This window comes from Chryseobacterium sp. PMSZPI (assembly GCF_002835665.1).
Taxonomy (GTDB): Bacteria; Bacteroidota; Bacteroidia; order Flavobacteriales; family Weeksellaceae; genus Chryseobacterium.
The window spans coordinates 21,341-37,222 of sequence record NZ_PIZV01000017.1 but is presented as its reverse complement, the minus strand read 5'-3'; the positions used below and the strand labels follow the sequence as shown (position 1 = coordinate 37,222).

Below are 15,882 nucleotides of genomic sequence, written 5' to 3'. Positions count from 1 at the left end.
CTTGCACCTACTACAACTCTTGATGGGTTCATAGAGTCTTCTACAGCGAATCCCTCTCTAAGGAATTCGGGATTGGAAACGACGTCAAACGGGATACTGGTTTTAGATGATATGGTTTCTCTTACTCTGTCTGCGGTTCCTACAGGAACTGTACTTTTGTTAACAACAACTTTATAATCAGTCATCATTTCTCCGATATCATTTGCTACCTTTAATACATATGAAAGGTCTGCGGAACCATCCTCTCCCGGAGGAGTAGGTAAGGCAAGATAAATAACTTCGCTTTTGTCTAAAGCTTCTTTTAAATTGGTTGTGAAAAATAATCTTTCAGATTGGATGTTTCTAAGGAACATTTCTTCAAGGTTCGGCTCATAAATGGGAACAATGCCGTTTTTCATACCTTCTACTTTCTTTTCATCAATATCAACACAGTATACTGAATTGCCAAGTTCTGCCAGAGTAGTTCCTGTAACTAATCCTACATAACCTGTTCCTACAATCGTTATATTCAAAATGTTTGTTTTTAAAATTCAAAGACAAAAATAATAAAAATACTTTCACTTGCTTCTTTAAATTATTGTAAAAGAAATTCTTTCTATTTGCTTGATAATAAGATAATTTTGCATTTTTGGAAAAAAAGCGTATATTTGCAATGGATTTACGGAAAAAATGGGAAGGCTTCGCAAGAAAGCCTTTTTTCGTACTGTAAATCAAGATAAAAGAATGTATGGAGTTTAAAAAAAGAATTGAAGAATTATTAAATGAATTCCTTGAGACCAGAAAGGATCTTTTTCTTATTGATCTAAAGATTTCTGCAGGGGATGATATTACAGTGATTTTAGATGGTGATAATGGAGTTTCTTTGCAGGACTGTCTTGATGCAAGCCGCGCAATAGAATTTAATATGGATCGTGAAGAACACGATTTCAGCCTTCAGGTAATGTCGGCAGGATTGAGCGAGCCATTATCCACTCCAAGACAGTTCAGCAAAAACATAGGAAGAGAGATCGAAGTGATGTTGGAAGATTCTTCTAAGATTGATGGAGAATTGTCAAAAGTAGATGACGAAAAGATCACACTTGTTTTACGCTACCGAAAACCGAAAGATATCGGAAAAGGGAAGGTAGATGTGGAGGAGGAGAAAGAAATTCCTTACTCTGAGATCAAAAAGGCAATAGTAGTAATTAAATTTTAAAAAAGAAAAAAGAATAGATGGATAATATAGCGTTGATTGAATCCTTTGGTGATTTTAAAGACGAAAAAGGGATCAGTAAGATTGATCTTATGGCAATTATTGAAGATTCACTGAAGACACTCTTGAGAAAGAGATTCGATTCAGATGATCATTTTGATGTGATTGTAAACCCGGATAAAGGAGATTTTCAGATATTTTTAAATAAAACAATTGTAGAGGACGAAATGTCTGAAGATGATGACTTGGAAATTGAAATTTCTGAGGCTAAAAAGATTGACCCTACCTTCGAAGTAGGTGAAGACTTTACAATGGAAATTCCTGTTGCTCAGTTGGGGAGAAGAAATATTCTTACCCTTAAGCAAATTCTGGCTACAAAACTTCAAGAGCATAATAATGCAATGCTGTATGAACAATTCAGAGATAAGATCGGGGAAATTGTAGTAGGAGAAATCCATCATATCCGTCACAAGCATGTGATTTTGTTGGATGATGAAGGGAATGAATTTATTTTACCAAAAGAAAACCAGATCCCATCCGATTTCTTTAAAAAGGGTGAGAATATCAGAGCTATTGTTGAAACAGTAGACTTTAAAGGTTCTAAACCACAGATTATTATTTCCAGAACTGCACCTAAATTCCTTGAGAAGTTATTAGAGCTGGAAATTCCTGAGATCCAAGACGGAACAATTATCCTGAAAAAGGTGGTAAGAATTCCTGGTGAAAAGGCAAAGATTGCAGTAGATGCTTATGATGATAGAATTGATCCTGTAGGAGCTTGTGTTGGAGTTAAAGGATCCAGAATTCATGGGGTTGTAAGAGAGTTGAGAAATGAAAACATCGATGTTATTCAGTGGTCTAAAAACCCTGAGATTTTGGTGAAGAGAGCTTTAGGAAATGTTACTATTAACAAAATTGAAATCAATGAGGAAACTAACTATGCATTAGTTTATACACCTGTTGAAGAAATTTCTAAAGTAATCGGAAAACAAGGTCAAAATATCAGACTGGCTTCTTGGTTGACAGGATATGAAATTGATGTATACAGAGAGTCCAGCGAAGATGATGATGTTGAATTGAAAGAATTTAACGACGATATCGAGCAGTGGATTTTGGATGAATTTAAGAAAGTAGGTCTTACTACTGCAAAATCAGTATTAGATAAAGAAACTGAGAGTCTTTTAAATATGGTTGACCTTGAAGAAGAAACAATCGAGGAGGTTAAACGTATTCTAAGAGAAGAATTTGAAGATTAAAATTTTAAATAAATTTTAATAAACAGTAAAAAAGAAATACTTTAATTTTAAAAATTAAAAAACAGTAAATAATATAGATGCCAAAAATTAGATTAAATAAAGCGGTTAAGGAATTCAACATTTCGATGTCCAGATTAGTAGAATTTTTACAGTCAAAGGGTTTCGAGGTTGAAAGCAATCCTAACGCTCAATTGGAAGAATCGGCATATTCTGCATTGGAGGCTGAGTTTGCTAAAGATGGCGAACAACGAAAGGCTTCCCATGAGGTGGTGATCACTAAAGTTCCGGAAGAAAAACTGGAAATTGAAGAGAAGAAAACCCCTGAAGTGATAAGAGCTAAAGCAAATAAACCAGAAACTAAGATTTTAGGTAAAATAGATTTAGACCCTGTTAAACCTGAAGTTGAAGAAACCCCTGCTGCTCCTGTAGCGACACCGGTGGAAGAAAAGAAAGAAGAAATAGTGAAAGAAGAACCGGAAGTAAAAGCTGCTCCTGAAAAGCAGGAATTTAAAGTTTTGGATAAAATTGATTTGTCTCAGATAGAATCTAGAAATAGACCTGTGAAAAAAGACAAACCAAAAATTGAGGAGAAAAAAGAAGAAGAAAAACCGGTTGAACCTGTAAAAGAAACTCCAAAACCAGTGGTAGAAGAGAAAAAAATAGAAGCTCCAAAAGTGGAAGCTGAACCTGAGAATCAGGAACCTCAAAAAATTGAAACTGTTTATCAGAAACTGGACGGTCCTAAGATCGTGGGTGAAAAAATTGACTTAACTCAATTTGCACCAAAACCAGGAGCTGGTGCTAAGAAAAAAAGAAAGAGAATTGAAAAACCCGGAGGTCAGAATAACCAACAAGGCCAAGGGAATAATCAAAATTCTGGAAATAATAACCAAGGTGGCCAGGGCCAAGGAAACCGTCAGCACAATAACGGTGGACAAGGTGGAAATCGCCAAGGGCAAGGTGGACAAGGAAATCGTCCTCAAGGCCAGGGAGGTCAAGGTGGAAACCGTTTCGGAAATAACCAGGGAGGAAATCGTCAAGGTGGCCAAGGTGGTGGATTCAAGAAAGGCGGTCAAAACAACAGACCTGGTCAAAGAGTGATGCCAGTTGAATTAACTGATGAACAAGTTAAGAATCAGATCAAAGAAACATTAGAGAAACTTACTAATAAAGGAGGTAAGTCAAAATCTGCAAAACACAGAAAAGACAAAAGAACTTTCCGTAGAGAACAGGATGAGCGTCAACAAGAACTTGAGGCACAAGACAGAACTCTTAAGGTTACAGAATTTATTACAGTAGGTGAATTAGCGAGCTTAATGAACGTTTCGCCAACAGAAGTAATTTCTGCATGTTTCTCACTTGGGGTAATGGTTACCATGAACCAAAGACTTGAAGCTGATACCTTATTACTAGTAGCAGATGAATTCGGTTATAAGATTGAATTCTCTGATGCGGATCTTGAAGATACAGATGCAGAAGATGAAATCGATACTGAAGAAAGCCTGCTATCAAGAGCTCCGGTAGTTACTGTAATGGGACACGTTGACCACGGTAAAACTTCATTACTGGATTATGTTAGAAAAACTAACGTAATTGCAGGAGAGTCCGGAGGTATTACTCAGCACATCGGGGCTTACAATGTGAAATTGGAAAACGGTCAGAGAATTACATTCTTAGATACTCCGGGTCACGAAGCCTTTACGGCAATGAGAGCAAGAGGTGCCCAGATTACGGATATTGCAATTATCGTAATTGCTGCCGATGATGATGTAATGCCACAAACAAAAGAAGCAATTGCTCACGCACAGGCTGCAGGAGTACCAATGATTATTGCTATCAACAAGGTAGATAAACCAAATGCAAACCCTGACAACATTCGTCAACAGCTTTCTGGATTGAATCCTCCGGTTTTAGTGGAAGAATGGGGTGGAAATGTTCAAGCTCAGGAGATTTCTGCTAAGTTCGGTAATAATGTAGATATGTTACTGGAAAAAGTTTTATTACAGGCAGAAATGCTTGAACTAAAAGCTAATCCGGATCGTTCAGCTAATGGTGTTGTTATTGAAGCTTCTCTTGATAAAGGAAGAGGTTATGTGGCAACAATGTTAGTACAAACCGGAACTTTAAGAGTAGGTGACTATGTAGTAGCAGGTAAAAACCACGGTAAAGTAAAAGCATTACTTGATGAAAGAGGGAAAAACCTCGCAGAAGCAGGGCCTTCTATTCCGGCAACTATTTTAGGTTTGGACGGAGCGCCTACAGCGGGTGATAAATTCCGTGTCTATACTGACGAAAGTGAAGGTAAAGCTATTGCTAATAAGAGAGAGCAGCTACAGAGAGAACTTTCTATCAGAACGAAAAAACATACAACGCTTGAGGAATTAGGTAGACGTATTGCTTTAGGTGAGTTCAAAGAATTGAATATTATCCTTAAAGGTGACGTGGACGGTTCAGTAGAAGCATTATCTGACCAGTTGCAAAGATTATCAACAGAAGAAATCAGCGTAAAGATTCTTCACTCGGGTGTAGGACAAATCACGGAATCTGATATCAACTTAGCGGCAGCATCAGATGCCATTATCATTGGATTCAACGTAAGAGCTGGTGCTAATGCAAAAGAGCTTGCGGATCGTGAGGAAATTGAAATCAGAACATATTCTGTAATCTATAAAGCGATTGATGAAGTTAAGGAAGCGATGGAAGGAATGCTTTCTCCGGAAATTCAGGAGCAGGTTATTGGTAATGTTGAGATCCGTGAAGTATTTAAAATTTCTAAAGTTGGTTCGATTGCTGGTTGTATGGTTCTTACCGGAAAAGTTACAAGACAGTCAAAAGTACGTCTGTTGAGAGATGGAATTGTGAAATTTGATGGAGAATTGGAAAGCTTGAAGCGCTTCAAAGATGATGTGAAGGAAGTAACCAAAGGTTATGAATGTGGTCTGAATTTGAAAGGCTACAACGATATAGAAATTGGAGATATTCTTGAAGTTTACGAAGAAGTAGCAGTTAAGAAAAAATTGAAATAATTATATCCTAAATATGTGAAAACCACTTTTTTATAAAGTGGTTTTTTTATTTTTAATACTTTGCTAATTTATAATTATTCTAAATAATATTATTTGCATTATTGATAATCTGTTAAGATCGAGTATTCTTGCAAATAAATTATTTTTTATTAAATTAAAATTACTTATCGTTGTTGAATTTCATTTATTTGATTGAAAATATGAGTTAAATGTTAAAAAAAAGCGATATTTAAACTGTGGTGTTATTTGTGAATATTAATATTTATTAACATATTTGCTTATTAAAATATATTAAAATTTGTTAATATGAATGTTAAACTACGTGTATTGACAGCTGGTGTGCTGTTTTTTACAGGCCAAGCTGTGTTTGCTCAAAAAAAACCAAGCGACACTTTAAAGCATAAAGAGGCTAAAGAGACAAAAATTGATGAAGTTGTTGTATTGGGGTATAGTAAAGTGTCAACAAAGGCGAAAGATGTAACAGCTTCTACAACTGTTACTGCGGAGAAGTTTGAAAATCGACCTACAACTTCTTTCTTGAACTCTTTACAAGGTGAAGCTCCGGGGTTGACAATTAATTCAACTTCAGGTCAGCCAGGATCTGGTAAAATTGATGTAATTATTAGAGGGGTAGGATCTTTAAGTGCAGGGTCTGAACCTTTATATGTTATTGACGGTATTATTTCTAATGCAACTCAGTACAGAAACTTAAATGATAGTGATATTGAATCTGCTTCAATTCTTAAAGATGCAGCTGCAACATCTATTTATGGTAACAGAGCTGCAAATGGAGTTATTGTTATAAATACTAAAAGAGGTAAATATAACTCTCCAATGAGATTTTCTTATAATGGATTTACTGGGGTCAGCTTCTTACCAAAGACTGATTATAATATGTCCAATACCCAACAAATATTAACATTAGAAAAGAGAGCAGGTGCTGGTTTGGGAGCTACTCTTACGGATGCTCAAATTAACAACTATGCTGTAAATACAGATTGGAGAAAAGTCTTCTTTAATGCTGGTTTTACCCAAAAACATGATGTCGCTATGACTGTAGGAGGACAGAATGTCAACTTGTATTCATCGTTAGGGTATTTTGATCAAACAGGTATTGTTTCTAATGTTTCAGATTTTAAAAGATTCACTTTTAGAAATAATTTAAATGGTAAATCTGAAAACGGTAAATTTACTTATGGTGCTCAAGTTGCTCTGTCATTCTCAAAAAGACATCAGCTTGATGAGGAAACTAATGCTAATATTAGTAATAACTCTATTCAGAACCCATTACACGGTGCTAATGCCGGACTTCCATATTTACAATCAGGAATTTATCAAAACGGATGGCAAGTATATGATGCTATAGGAACTAATTTTGATGGAGGTAAGAATATATATTCCCTTGAGGATGTGTTAAGAAAAGGTTCCATGCCTAATGAAAGAACGGAAACAGGTATTGTCGCAAACATTAATTTAGCTTATAAATTAACTAATTATTTAACGCTAAATCACAAATCTGGAGTTGATTATAAGTATCAAGAAACTAATTTTGCAAGAGCTCCTTGGAATTATTTAGCTATTGCAACAGCTGCAGGAGGAGCCAATGCAACAGTAAATCCTAATCCGTTTGGAGGTATTGAGGACTTTTCAAAAACGAGAGAATTTAATTATAATGCTATCACAAGTTTAAACTTTAATAAGACTTTTGGAGATAAGCATACTATTAATGGAGGTGTTTATTTGGATTATCTTAAGGTAATTTACAATGGAACTTCTCAAAGAAGAACTGGTTTAAATCCTATAAACTGGGTATTCGGAGCAGGAACTGGCTATGTAGATCCTGTATACTATGCTAACCCTAGTGGAGGATCACCAATTGTTTATTACGTTCCTAGTGCGTCAGCTAGTAAAATTAAGGCTGGAGCATTGGCTTATTTTGCTACCGTAGATTATGACTATGATAGTAAATATGGAGTAAGTGCATTGATAAGAAGAGATGGGTCATACAGATTCGTTTCTGAGAATAAATGGGCCACATTCTGGTCTATTGCAGGAAGATGGAATATTGATAAAGAAAGCTTCATGCAAGGATCTATATTTGATATGTTAAAATTAAGAGCTTCTTATGGTGAGCAGGGTAATCAGAATATTATTGCTGTAACTGCTGGAAATAATCCAATGCTAGTGGGAACTAATCTTGTTAGAGATACTTATGTTGCAGGAACTGGTTATAATAATATTGCGGGAGCATTAGGAGTTGGGGTTTTCGCTAATCCTGACGTAAGATGGGAGCGTTTGGCACAAACAAATATTGGATTAGATTTCAGATTATTGAATAGAAGATTAGAAGGAAATATTGATGTATATGATAAAACAACAAAAGATTTATATAATGATATAAACTTATCAGCTATTACAGGGACAACATCAATAAAAGGTAATAACGGTAAACTTCAAAATAGAGGGGTAGAGGTATTGTTAAGATATAATATCATTCAAAATCAAAATACTAAATTATCAATCTATGGAAATACAGCTTATAATAAAAACAAGATCTTATCTCTAGTTAAGGATGATATTGCAGGATCAACTAGAAATGTTGTGGGTGGGCCTGTTGATCAGTGGTTTTTAGCACCGTATTTAGGAGTTAATCCAGCTAATGGTCAGGCTCTTTATGAAGATATTAATGGTAACCCAACAGAGACTATTAATAATACAACAGATGCAAGAGCTACAGGTAAAAATATGTATCCTGTATGGAGTGGAGGATTTGGTTTAAACTTTGAATATAAAGGTGTTTTTGTTGATGCTCACTTTACTTATCAGGCTAAAGTTTGGAAATATGATAATGCAATGCAATGGTTATATGATCCATCAAGTATTGGTACTTGGAACCAATCTGCAGACATGTTAAATGCTTGGTCTCCTACTAACGTAACAGGAGATATTCCTTCTTTAAAAGCAACAAACCTTCAGTTACTGGGCTACTCAGATAGATTTTTAAAAGATGCTTCATTTGTAAGGTTAAAAAATGTTTCAATTGGATATTCTTTACCTAAATCGGTTCTTCAGAATACTTTTGTTAAAGGAATGAAGGTATTCCTTCAGGCTGAAAACTTAATTACATGGACTAAATGGAGAGGGTATGATCCGGAACCAAACTTCACATATTCTTTGTCAGTTTATCCAAATATGAAGACCGTGAGTTTAGGTGCAAATATTGAATTCTAAAAAAGTTATAAAATGAAAAAAATAAAATATTTAATATATGGTGTTGCTATTGCTTTTTCTCTATCTTCTTGTAAAGATGCAATTGATATCGTACAAGATGGGGAATTGACTGAGCAGGTAGCCCTTCAGAAAGTTTCTGATTTGAGATCTTTTTTAAATGGAAATATATATGTATCATTCGATACAGGAAATGAGATACAATTGACATCTGCGTTTACTGATGAAGTAGGTATAACACCTGGAAATTCAGGCTGGTATTTTGCAGAGCATAGATATATCTTGAATAGTGCTACTGGGCAAGTAGCAGGGATATGGACTAATAGTTATTTAACAATTAACCGTGTTAACAGATTGTTGAGAGCTGCCACTACAATAACTCCAAAAACAGGAGAAGAGGCAGAATATAATTCTATTTTAGCAGAGGCAAGAACTTTGAGGGCACTTGCATATTTAAGATTGGAATCTTATTTTACTACAAATATGGCCGATGATAGTGCATTAGGTGTAATTTGGGTAGAAGGAGTTCCTCAGATTGATGCTCAACTTCCGAGAATCTCTAATGGTGAAATCTATGCTAAAATCGAAAGTGATCTAAACTTTGCTGAAGCAAATCTTAAATCAGGAAATACATATTATTTTGTAACGAAGAACTTGATCAACGCTATCAGAGCTAGAATGTATGCATATAGAGAAAAATATACTTTAGCAAAACAATATGCTCAAGCTGTAATTAATGGAGGCTATACCTTAGCTGCAGCAACACCTATGCCTGCAAATCCAGGAAGTGCTTCGTTTAATACATCTTTTTATTCGGCATCTACAACAAATCCATATAGAAAAATGTGGGCCGATGCTGCCCAAGGGGAGATTATTTTCGCTTTAAGCAGACCATCTGCTGGTAGTTGGGGGAATGTGGCGAATCTTTTTACTACAAATACTACCGATCTTAATGGTTCTCCGCTTTTAGATATGGGAAGAAACCTATTTAACTTAATGGATCCTACTTATGATGTGAGAAGATGGGCATTTATAGATCCAACATCTTTGGTAAGTGCTACATATGATACTGATCCGGATTATAGGTTTACAGATGTATTAGTGATTGATAAATATCCAGGTAAAGGTAATACGCCACTTAGAAATGATATGAAAGTATTTAGACTTTCTGAAATGTACATGATCCTTGCGGAAGCTGCTGTTGCTGAAAATAATTTACCTGAAGCTGCTGCTAATGTTAAAAAGGTAAGAGATGCAAGAAGGTTTGCTGGAACAGCACCTGCATTATCTTATTCTACACAACAAGAAGCATATCGTGATATTTTAAAGGAAAGAAGAGTAGAATTCTGCTTTGAAGGATTTAGATATGTTGACTTAAGAAGATTAGGTAAAGCTACAAAAGCAAATGTTAGTATTGATAGAAATCATACAGACGATATTGTAGATACACCACTTACTTTAAGTATTACAGATTATAGATGGACAATGCCTATCCCTCAAACTGAAGTATTAGGTAATCCTTCTATTGTTCAAAATCCTGGTTATTAATCTTAATGAAAGTTATAAAAATGAAAAATATATTTAAATTTCTTTCGGTTCTTATCGTTTTTGGTCTTACTGTTATAGCATGTAGGTATGATGATGAGCCGAAATATGGAGGGGATTCTTTATTAGAATTCGATAAAACAGAGCAGACTGCAATTGTTGTTTTAAATACCAAAAGTGTAGATTATCTGGTTACTTATGGTGTTGTTAAGCCTGTTGATCAAGATAATAATGTTGAATTGGTATTTGATGCTAGTAAATCTACTGCTGTTTTAGGTACTGACTTTACCATTGTTAAAGGAACTGATGTTCTAAAATCTGGGACTGCATTGGGGAATTTTAAAATTAATGTTAAAGAAGCTGGAGCTGAAGCAGGAAAAACGGCTGTTTTTACTCTTAAATCTAATTCTTTACATAATGCTACATTTAATCAACAAGTTGTAGTTACATTTAAACTTTCTTGTCCATTAACAAACTTCCCATTAAAATATGATGTAAATGTAATAGCATTTGGTGACAACGCTCCTTCTCACCAGCAAACATTAACACCTGTAGCTGGTACAACTAACCAGTTTAGAGTTAATTCATCATGGGGGCCAATGTTTGTTGCTTGGGCCACTGGAAATTCAAGTTATAATAATCAGTATCTTCACCCAGGGGTAATTACAATTACTTGTAAAACTGTTACATTTAAAAGTGATGTGACATATGGGAAAGGAGGAACAGGTACATATGATCCAAATACAGGTGTTATAGATATGGTGGTAGGACAGTCTTTATTCACTGATCCATTCACTGCAAGATGTATTTTTACACCTCACTAATTAGTTGATCGAAGAGTTTTCTTCACGTGATTTTATATGTAAATCGACTTTAAATTAGAGTATTATAATATTACAGCCACTTCTTGGGAGGTGGCTGTTTTTTGTTGGGGCGTTTTTTTGATTTGTGTAGAAATAAATGGACTTCATTTATCTCATTCAATATGTATGTCTATTTCTTTGATATTAAAAGTTTACTTTTATTGCAATAGAATACTCTCTTCAAATAATATTTAAGCCAAAAGACTTATAAAAAAAGATTCATTTTATAGAAAATGAATCTTTTTTAAGTTATTGCTGATTAAGAAAATTGACGAACTTGATTAAATCATCTTCTTTGTCAATTTTAATCTTATTCGATTTGAAAAATTTATTTAGGACTTCTTTATTTTCTGGAAGTTGGGTAATAATGTCTTTAGGAGATTTAAAATTACCAACAAGGTGATTATCTGTTTGTATATAATATGCGGGTTCTAGAGTTCTAAACATAGCAGGCTGATCCGTTTGATATGGAGTAGGTGCGGGAATGAAATCTACAAACTTTGTTTTTACCTTTTTGTAAAGAGAATATTTACCTTTAATTATTTCAAAATAGTACTCTTTGGAGCCACTGGCTCCATCTAAAAGAACTAAAGTGTTTTTCGAATTCCTAAATGTAATTCTTGAAAAAGTGTCAGTTTTTGGCAAAACCATTACCTCCTCGTTTTTTTTAAACTCTATTTGATCGTTATATGTATTATATCTTATTGGAACATCTTCATAATTTGGAGATACGGAGGCAACTGAGAATTGCTTGTCATAATATGCACTCCCCTCTATTTCGTCATAAGTTAATTTATCAGATTTTTTACTGCCAATTACAGAATTATTACTTGGAACAAGACCTGTTCCGTATAAAGATAATAATGTTTGTGAGTTATAACATGAACAAATAAATAAAAATACTCCAATTGAAATAGTTTTCATAAGGTAATGATTAGGATTGTTTGTGAATTTACAAAATAATTTTAATAAAATTATATGTTTTTAAATTAAGCTAAAAACATATATTCAGAATTTTTAATATTTTACTTAATTTTTATGAAGGAAATTAAGTGGGAATTTCATGTATTTTTACAGATGTTTTACTTGTAGATAGCGAATGTAGCCATACGTGATAAGACTGTAACCAGATATTATTGGTAGAATTAGAAATGACAGATCATACTTATCTTCTATGAAAGTGACACTTTTTAAAATAAAGCCATTTCTTTTTTTTCTTATTTTTGCCTTACAAAAGTCAACAATGAAGTATATCCTTTTCATAATCATCTTCTTTAGTTTAGCAGCAAATGCTCAGATCAAACCTGAAAAACCTTTGCAAAAACAAGAAGACACTCTGGTCATAGATTCCGGAAAAAAAGATTCTTTAAAAATTTTCAAGCCAACAATTAATGATTATCAGTATCAGACACAGTTTTCTGAAAAGAAAGTTTTTGATACGGTGATGACTTTTGACAAAACATATATTTTTACACAGCAAAACAACAAAGATAACTTTGGAAAAGTGCAGCCTGCAAATATTGGTTCAGGCTACAATCCGCTTATCTTTGAAGTGAATGAAGAACAAAATCTTTCTCTATTGCCTACCAATAAATCCTATATGATTTTGGGAGCAAATGATGTAAAATATTATGATGTAAAAACACCAACAGCATCATTTATTTACCATAATGCCATGAGAAATGGGGCTGCGCTAAAATCTACGTATACTCAGAATATTGGAAAAAGATTCAATTTCGCTCTTGAATATATGGGGTTACGTTCTCAAGGCCTTTATAGAAACTCATTAGCAGCGAATAACAATACAATCTTCTCCGGGCATTATGTTTCAAAAAATGGGAAATATGAGCTTTTTGCCCACTATCTGCATCAAAATGTAAACAATCAGGAAAGTGGAGGGATCACTGAAGATAATTTATTTCAAAGTGGTGACAGTAATTATAAAAACAGACAAAATGCTCAGGTGAATCTGGCGTCTACCAGTTCACAGTTCGCCTACAGGAGATATTATTTGAGCCATCAGTTTACCCCTTTCAATTCGGAAAAATTTCCTTTCAGTATCAGGCATACGATTTTTCATCAGGGAAATAAATACTATTATAATCAGGGAGCGGCGGAACGTTACTGGTATACAGATCCAACAGATTTGATTGACGGATTTCCGTTAACAACAAAAAAATATTCTGAAAATCTTAGCAATACCGTAAGCTTGGTTTTTAATAATGAAAAATTCAAACTAGATGCCGGAGTACGTTATCAGGTGATTAAATTCGGAATTAAAGATGTTGTTGCAACTGATGCCCCTTTCCCAAATGAGCTTAAAGAAAATAGAATTGGGGCAGTAGGTAATTTGGAAGTAAAACTTTGGGACAAAGTTCAGCTTAAATCATTTTTAGAGTTTTCAAATGGAAGCCAATTCAAGAGTTATCTTAAAACGACCAATAATCTGACATTTGAACCTATAAAAGATTACTTTGTTAATGCAAAAGTGAATTTTCAAAGCGCTTATCCGTCATTTAATTATTTATTGAATACATCGGTTTATAGCGACTTCAATTATTACCTTGAAAATGCAAAAAATCAATCGGTAATGGAAATTGGTGGAAGCCTGAATTTGAAATGGTTTAAAACAGAACTTTTTGCCAACTATTTCAGAATCGATAATTATACTTACTTAGACAACACTGGAAACCCAAAACAAAGTGAGAGTTCATTGAATATTTCTCAGATCGGGGGTGAAGCTACATTTAGCTATGGTAAATTCCATTTAAATACAAGATTGCACTTTCAAAATACTTTAACCAATAAAGAATTACTTCCTTTACCAGGTTTTATCGGAAGAGCAAATTTCTTTTATCAGACAAGAGCATTTAAAAATGCAGCAGAAGTTCAGGCTGGATTGAAAGTCTATTATTTCTCTAAGTTCGCCTCAAGAGATTATTTCCCGGTTCTTAATGAATATATTCTTCCTAATGCAAACTCTTTCTCTATAGGAGGGCAACCCATTATGGATCTTTATATTAATATGAAAGTTAAAAAAATGTTCTTCTTTATAGAGGGCCAACAAATCGGAACTGTTATTTCTAATAATAAATCATATGCATTTCCACATTATCCAGTGTATGATTTCAGATTAAACATTGGAATCGTGTGGTATTTGTTCAACTAAAAATAGTACAGGTTGAAAACAATTAATAAAATATCATTTAGCGATATAGAAAGCATACCTCAATTGATAAAAGATTTTTTGAATCAAAAGATTGAGGGTTTTGAAAATAATACATTTTCTTTAGAACACTTTAACCATCAGATTCAATTAAAAAAAGAATCTTTCTCACTAGATCAAAGAGAGGTTATCTCGGATGTATTTGTAAAACAACTTTCAGATCTTACTTTATCTTCAAAGCAAAAAGAAAATCTGGATAACCTTACATTACCTAATACATTTACGATTACTACAGGGCATCAGCTGAATTTATTCTCAGGGCCTGTATTCTTTGTTTACAAAATTTTGCAGACCATTAAAACCTGCACGTATCTGAAGGGAAATTTTCCGGATTTTAATTTCGTTCCGGTATATTGGATGGCTTCGGAAGACCATGATTTTGCTGAGATTAATCATTTTAAAACCGAAAATAATTATTACGAATCTAATGAAAAGCCTGGCGGACCGGTAGGAAGAATTAAAATTAGTGATACTTATTTTATTTCTGAATTTGAAAAAGAGTTTAAGGACTCTATTTTTGGGACAGAATTAATTTTGATGTTAAAAGAAGCCTATAAAATTGGAAATACTTTAACTCAGGCTATCAAGATTTTGGTAAATCGTCTTTTTTCTGAATTTGGATTATTGATACTGGACGGGGATTCTAAAGAACTTAAAGAGCAAATTAAAGATGTTTTTAAAGAAGAACTTCTTCACTTTAAGCTACAAAAAGAAACAAAGAGTAAAGTAGATTTTCTAACGAAAAAATATGGTAAAGTTCAGGTAAATCCACGTGAAATTAATCTTTTTTATCTTTCAGAAACAAGAGATAGAATTGATTTTAATGGGGGAAAGTACAATATAGTGGATACTCAGTTGCAATTTACTCAAGAAGAAATAATAGCAGAATTGGACAATCACCCTGAAAAATTCAGTCCGAATGCATTGATGCGTCCCGTGTATCAGGAAAAAGTATTACCCAATCTGGCTTATATTGGAGGGAATGCAGAAATTATGTATTGGCTGGAACTTAAAGATTATTTTTCGACGATCAATATTCCCTTTCCAATTTTGATTCCAAGGAATTCTATGCTTTTCCTAAAAGAGAAAACATTAAGGAAAATAGATAAATTAAACCTTAAAATAGAAGATTTCTTCCACAATTTTACAACAATTACCAATCAGGTGATTTTGAAAGATAATGCCATTTTACAATTATTGGATGAAAAAGAAGAACTTCTGATTAAGAACTTTTCAGAATTGAAATCCATAGCTGAAACTACAGAAAAGTCATTTGGAAATATGGTGACGGCTGAAGAGGTGAGACAACTCAAATCTTTTAAAAGAATGAAGAAACGATTGCTTCATGCAGAAAAGATTAAGCAAAACGAATTACTGGAAAGACTTGAAAATCTGTTTTTAGATGTACATCCTTCCAAAACTTGGCAGGAAAGAGTTTACAACTTTTCTGTACTCTTTTCAGATTTTGGGTATTCATGGCTTGAAAATTGTTTGGAAGAGATGGTGGTTCAAGAATCCAAATTAATAATTGTTGCCATTTAATTTT

General features: G+C 33.8%; 9 protein-coding genes and 1 pseudogene. 8 read left to right on the top strand and 2 right to left on the bottom strand.

All coding sequences use genetic code 11. The annotated features are described in order from the left end of the window. Positions 1–512, bottom strand: a pseudogene (locus CW752_RS04175) (UDP-glucose/GDP-mannose dehydrogenase family protein); the annotation flags it as partial. Positions 513–727: 215 nt separating this feature from the next. Here CW752_RS04175 and rimP point away from each other — a divergent pair. The 6 genes from rimP to CW752_RS04145 all read left to right on the top strand — a co-directional run bounded on the left by rimP (position 728) and on the right by CW752_RS04145 (position 11,071). Continuing rightward, positions 728–1,195 (top strand): ribosome assembly cofactor RimP, encoded by a 468-nt coding sequence (rimP, locus tag CW752_RS04170; protein WP_101238513.1) that lies wholly within the window; start codon positions 728–730, stop codon positions 1,193–1,195. A gap of 17 nt (positions 1,196–1,212) precedes the next feature. Then, on the top strand, positions 1,213–2,448 hold the full coding sequence (gene nusA, locus CW752_RS04165; protein WP_002982960.1) for a transcription termination factor NusA: 1,236 nt from the start codon (positions 1,213–1,215) through the stop codon (positions 2,446–2,448). A 77-nt stretch (positions 2,449–2,525) separates the two neighbouring features. Beyond that, the gene (gene infB / locus CW752_RS04160) at positions 2,526–5,474 is read left to right on the top strand and encodes a translation initiation factor IF-2 (RefSeq protein ID WP_101238512.1); all 2,949 of its coding nucleotides are present in this window, start codon (positions 2,526–2,528) and stop codon (positions 5,472–5,474) included. 306 nt (positions 5,475–5,780) lie between these two features. Next, positions 5,781–8,705, top strand: a complete 2,925-nt coding sequence (locus tag CW752_RS04155; RefSeq protein WP_101238511.1) for a SusC/RagA family TonB-linked outer membrane protein — start codon at positions 5,781–5,783, stop codon at positions 8,703–8,705. Between the two features lie 12 nt (positions 8,706–8,717). Further along, positions 8,718–10,250, top strand: a complete 1,533-nt coding sequence (locus tag CW752_RS04150; RefSeq protein WP_101238510.1) for a RagB/SusD family nutrient uptake outer membrane protein — start codon at positions 8,718–8,720, stop codon at positions 10,248–10,250. A gap of 20 nt (positions 10,251–10,270) precedes the next feature. Further along, positions 10,271–11,071 carry a hypothetical protein gene (locus CW752_RS04145; protein WP_133121647.1) on the top strand — a complete coding sequence of 267 codons (801 nt, stop codon included), beginning with the start codon at positions 10,271–10,273 and terminating at the stop codon, positions 11,069–11,071. Positions 11,072–11,359: 288 nt separating this feature from the next. On the opposite strand, the gene CW752_RS04140 is transcribed toward CW752_RS04145, so the two are convergent. Next, positions 11,360–12,034 carry a hypothetical protein gene (locus CW752_RS04140; RefSeq protein ID WP_101238508.1) on the bottom strand — a complete coding sequence of 225 codons (675 nt, stop codon included), beginning with the start codon at positions 12,032–12,034 and terminating at the stop codon, positions 11,360–11,362. Positions 12,035–12,353: 319 nt separating this feature from the next. On the opposite strand from CW752_RS04140, the gene CW752_RS04130 reads away from it, so the two are divergent. After that, entirely contained in the window at positions 12,354–14,279 is a 1,926-nt protein-coding gene (locus CW752_RS04130; RefSeq protein WP_101238506.1) for a putative porin, read from the top strand. A 12-nt stretch (positions 14,280–14,291) separates the two neighbouring features. Continuing rightward, the gene (gene bshC, locus CW752_RS04125) at positions 14,292–15,878 is read left to right on the top strand and encodes a bacillithiol biosynthesis cysteine-adding enzyme BshC (protein ID WP_101238505.1); all 1,587 of its coding nucleotides are present in this window, start codon (positions 14,292–14,294) and stop codon (positions 15,876–15,878) included. The last annotated feature ends 4 nt before the right edge of the window (positions 15,879–15,882 follow it).

Coding starts and splice junctions, on each gene's coding strand:
- rimP (WP_101238513.1), top strand. CDS start 728: ATGGAGTTTAAAAAAAGAATTGAAGAATTATTAAATGAATTCCTTGAG.
- nusA (WP_002982960.1), top strand. CDS start 1,213: ATGGATAATATAGCGTTGATTGAATCCTTTGGTGATTTTAAAGACGAA.
- infB (WP_101238512.1), top strand. CDS start 2,526: ATGCCAAAAATTAGATTAAATAAAGCGGTTAAGGAATTCAACATTTCG.
- CW752_RS04155 (WP_101238511.1), top strand. CDS start 5,781: ATGAATGTTAAACTACGTGTATTGACAGCTGGTGTGCTGTTTTTTACA.
- CW752_RS04150 (WP_101238510.1), top strand. CDS start 8,718: ATGAAAAAAATAAAATATTTAATATATGGTGTTGCTATTGCTTTTTCT.
- CW752_RS04145 (WP_133121647.1), top strand. CDS start 10,271: ATGAAAAATATATTTAAATTTCTTTCGGTTCTTATCGTTTTTGGTCTT.
- CW752_RS04140 (WP_101238508.1), bottom strand. CDS start 12,034: ATGAAAACTATTTCAATTGGAGTATTTTTATTTATTTGTTCATGTTAT.
- CW752_RS04130 (WP_101238506.1), top strand. CDS start 12,354: ATGAAGTATATCCTTTTCATAATCATCTTCTTTAGTTTAGCAGCAAAT.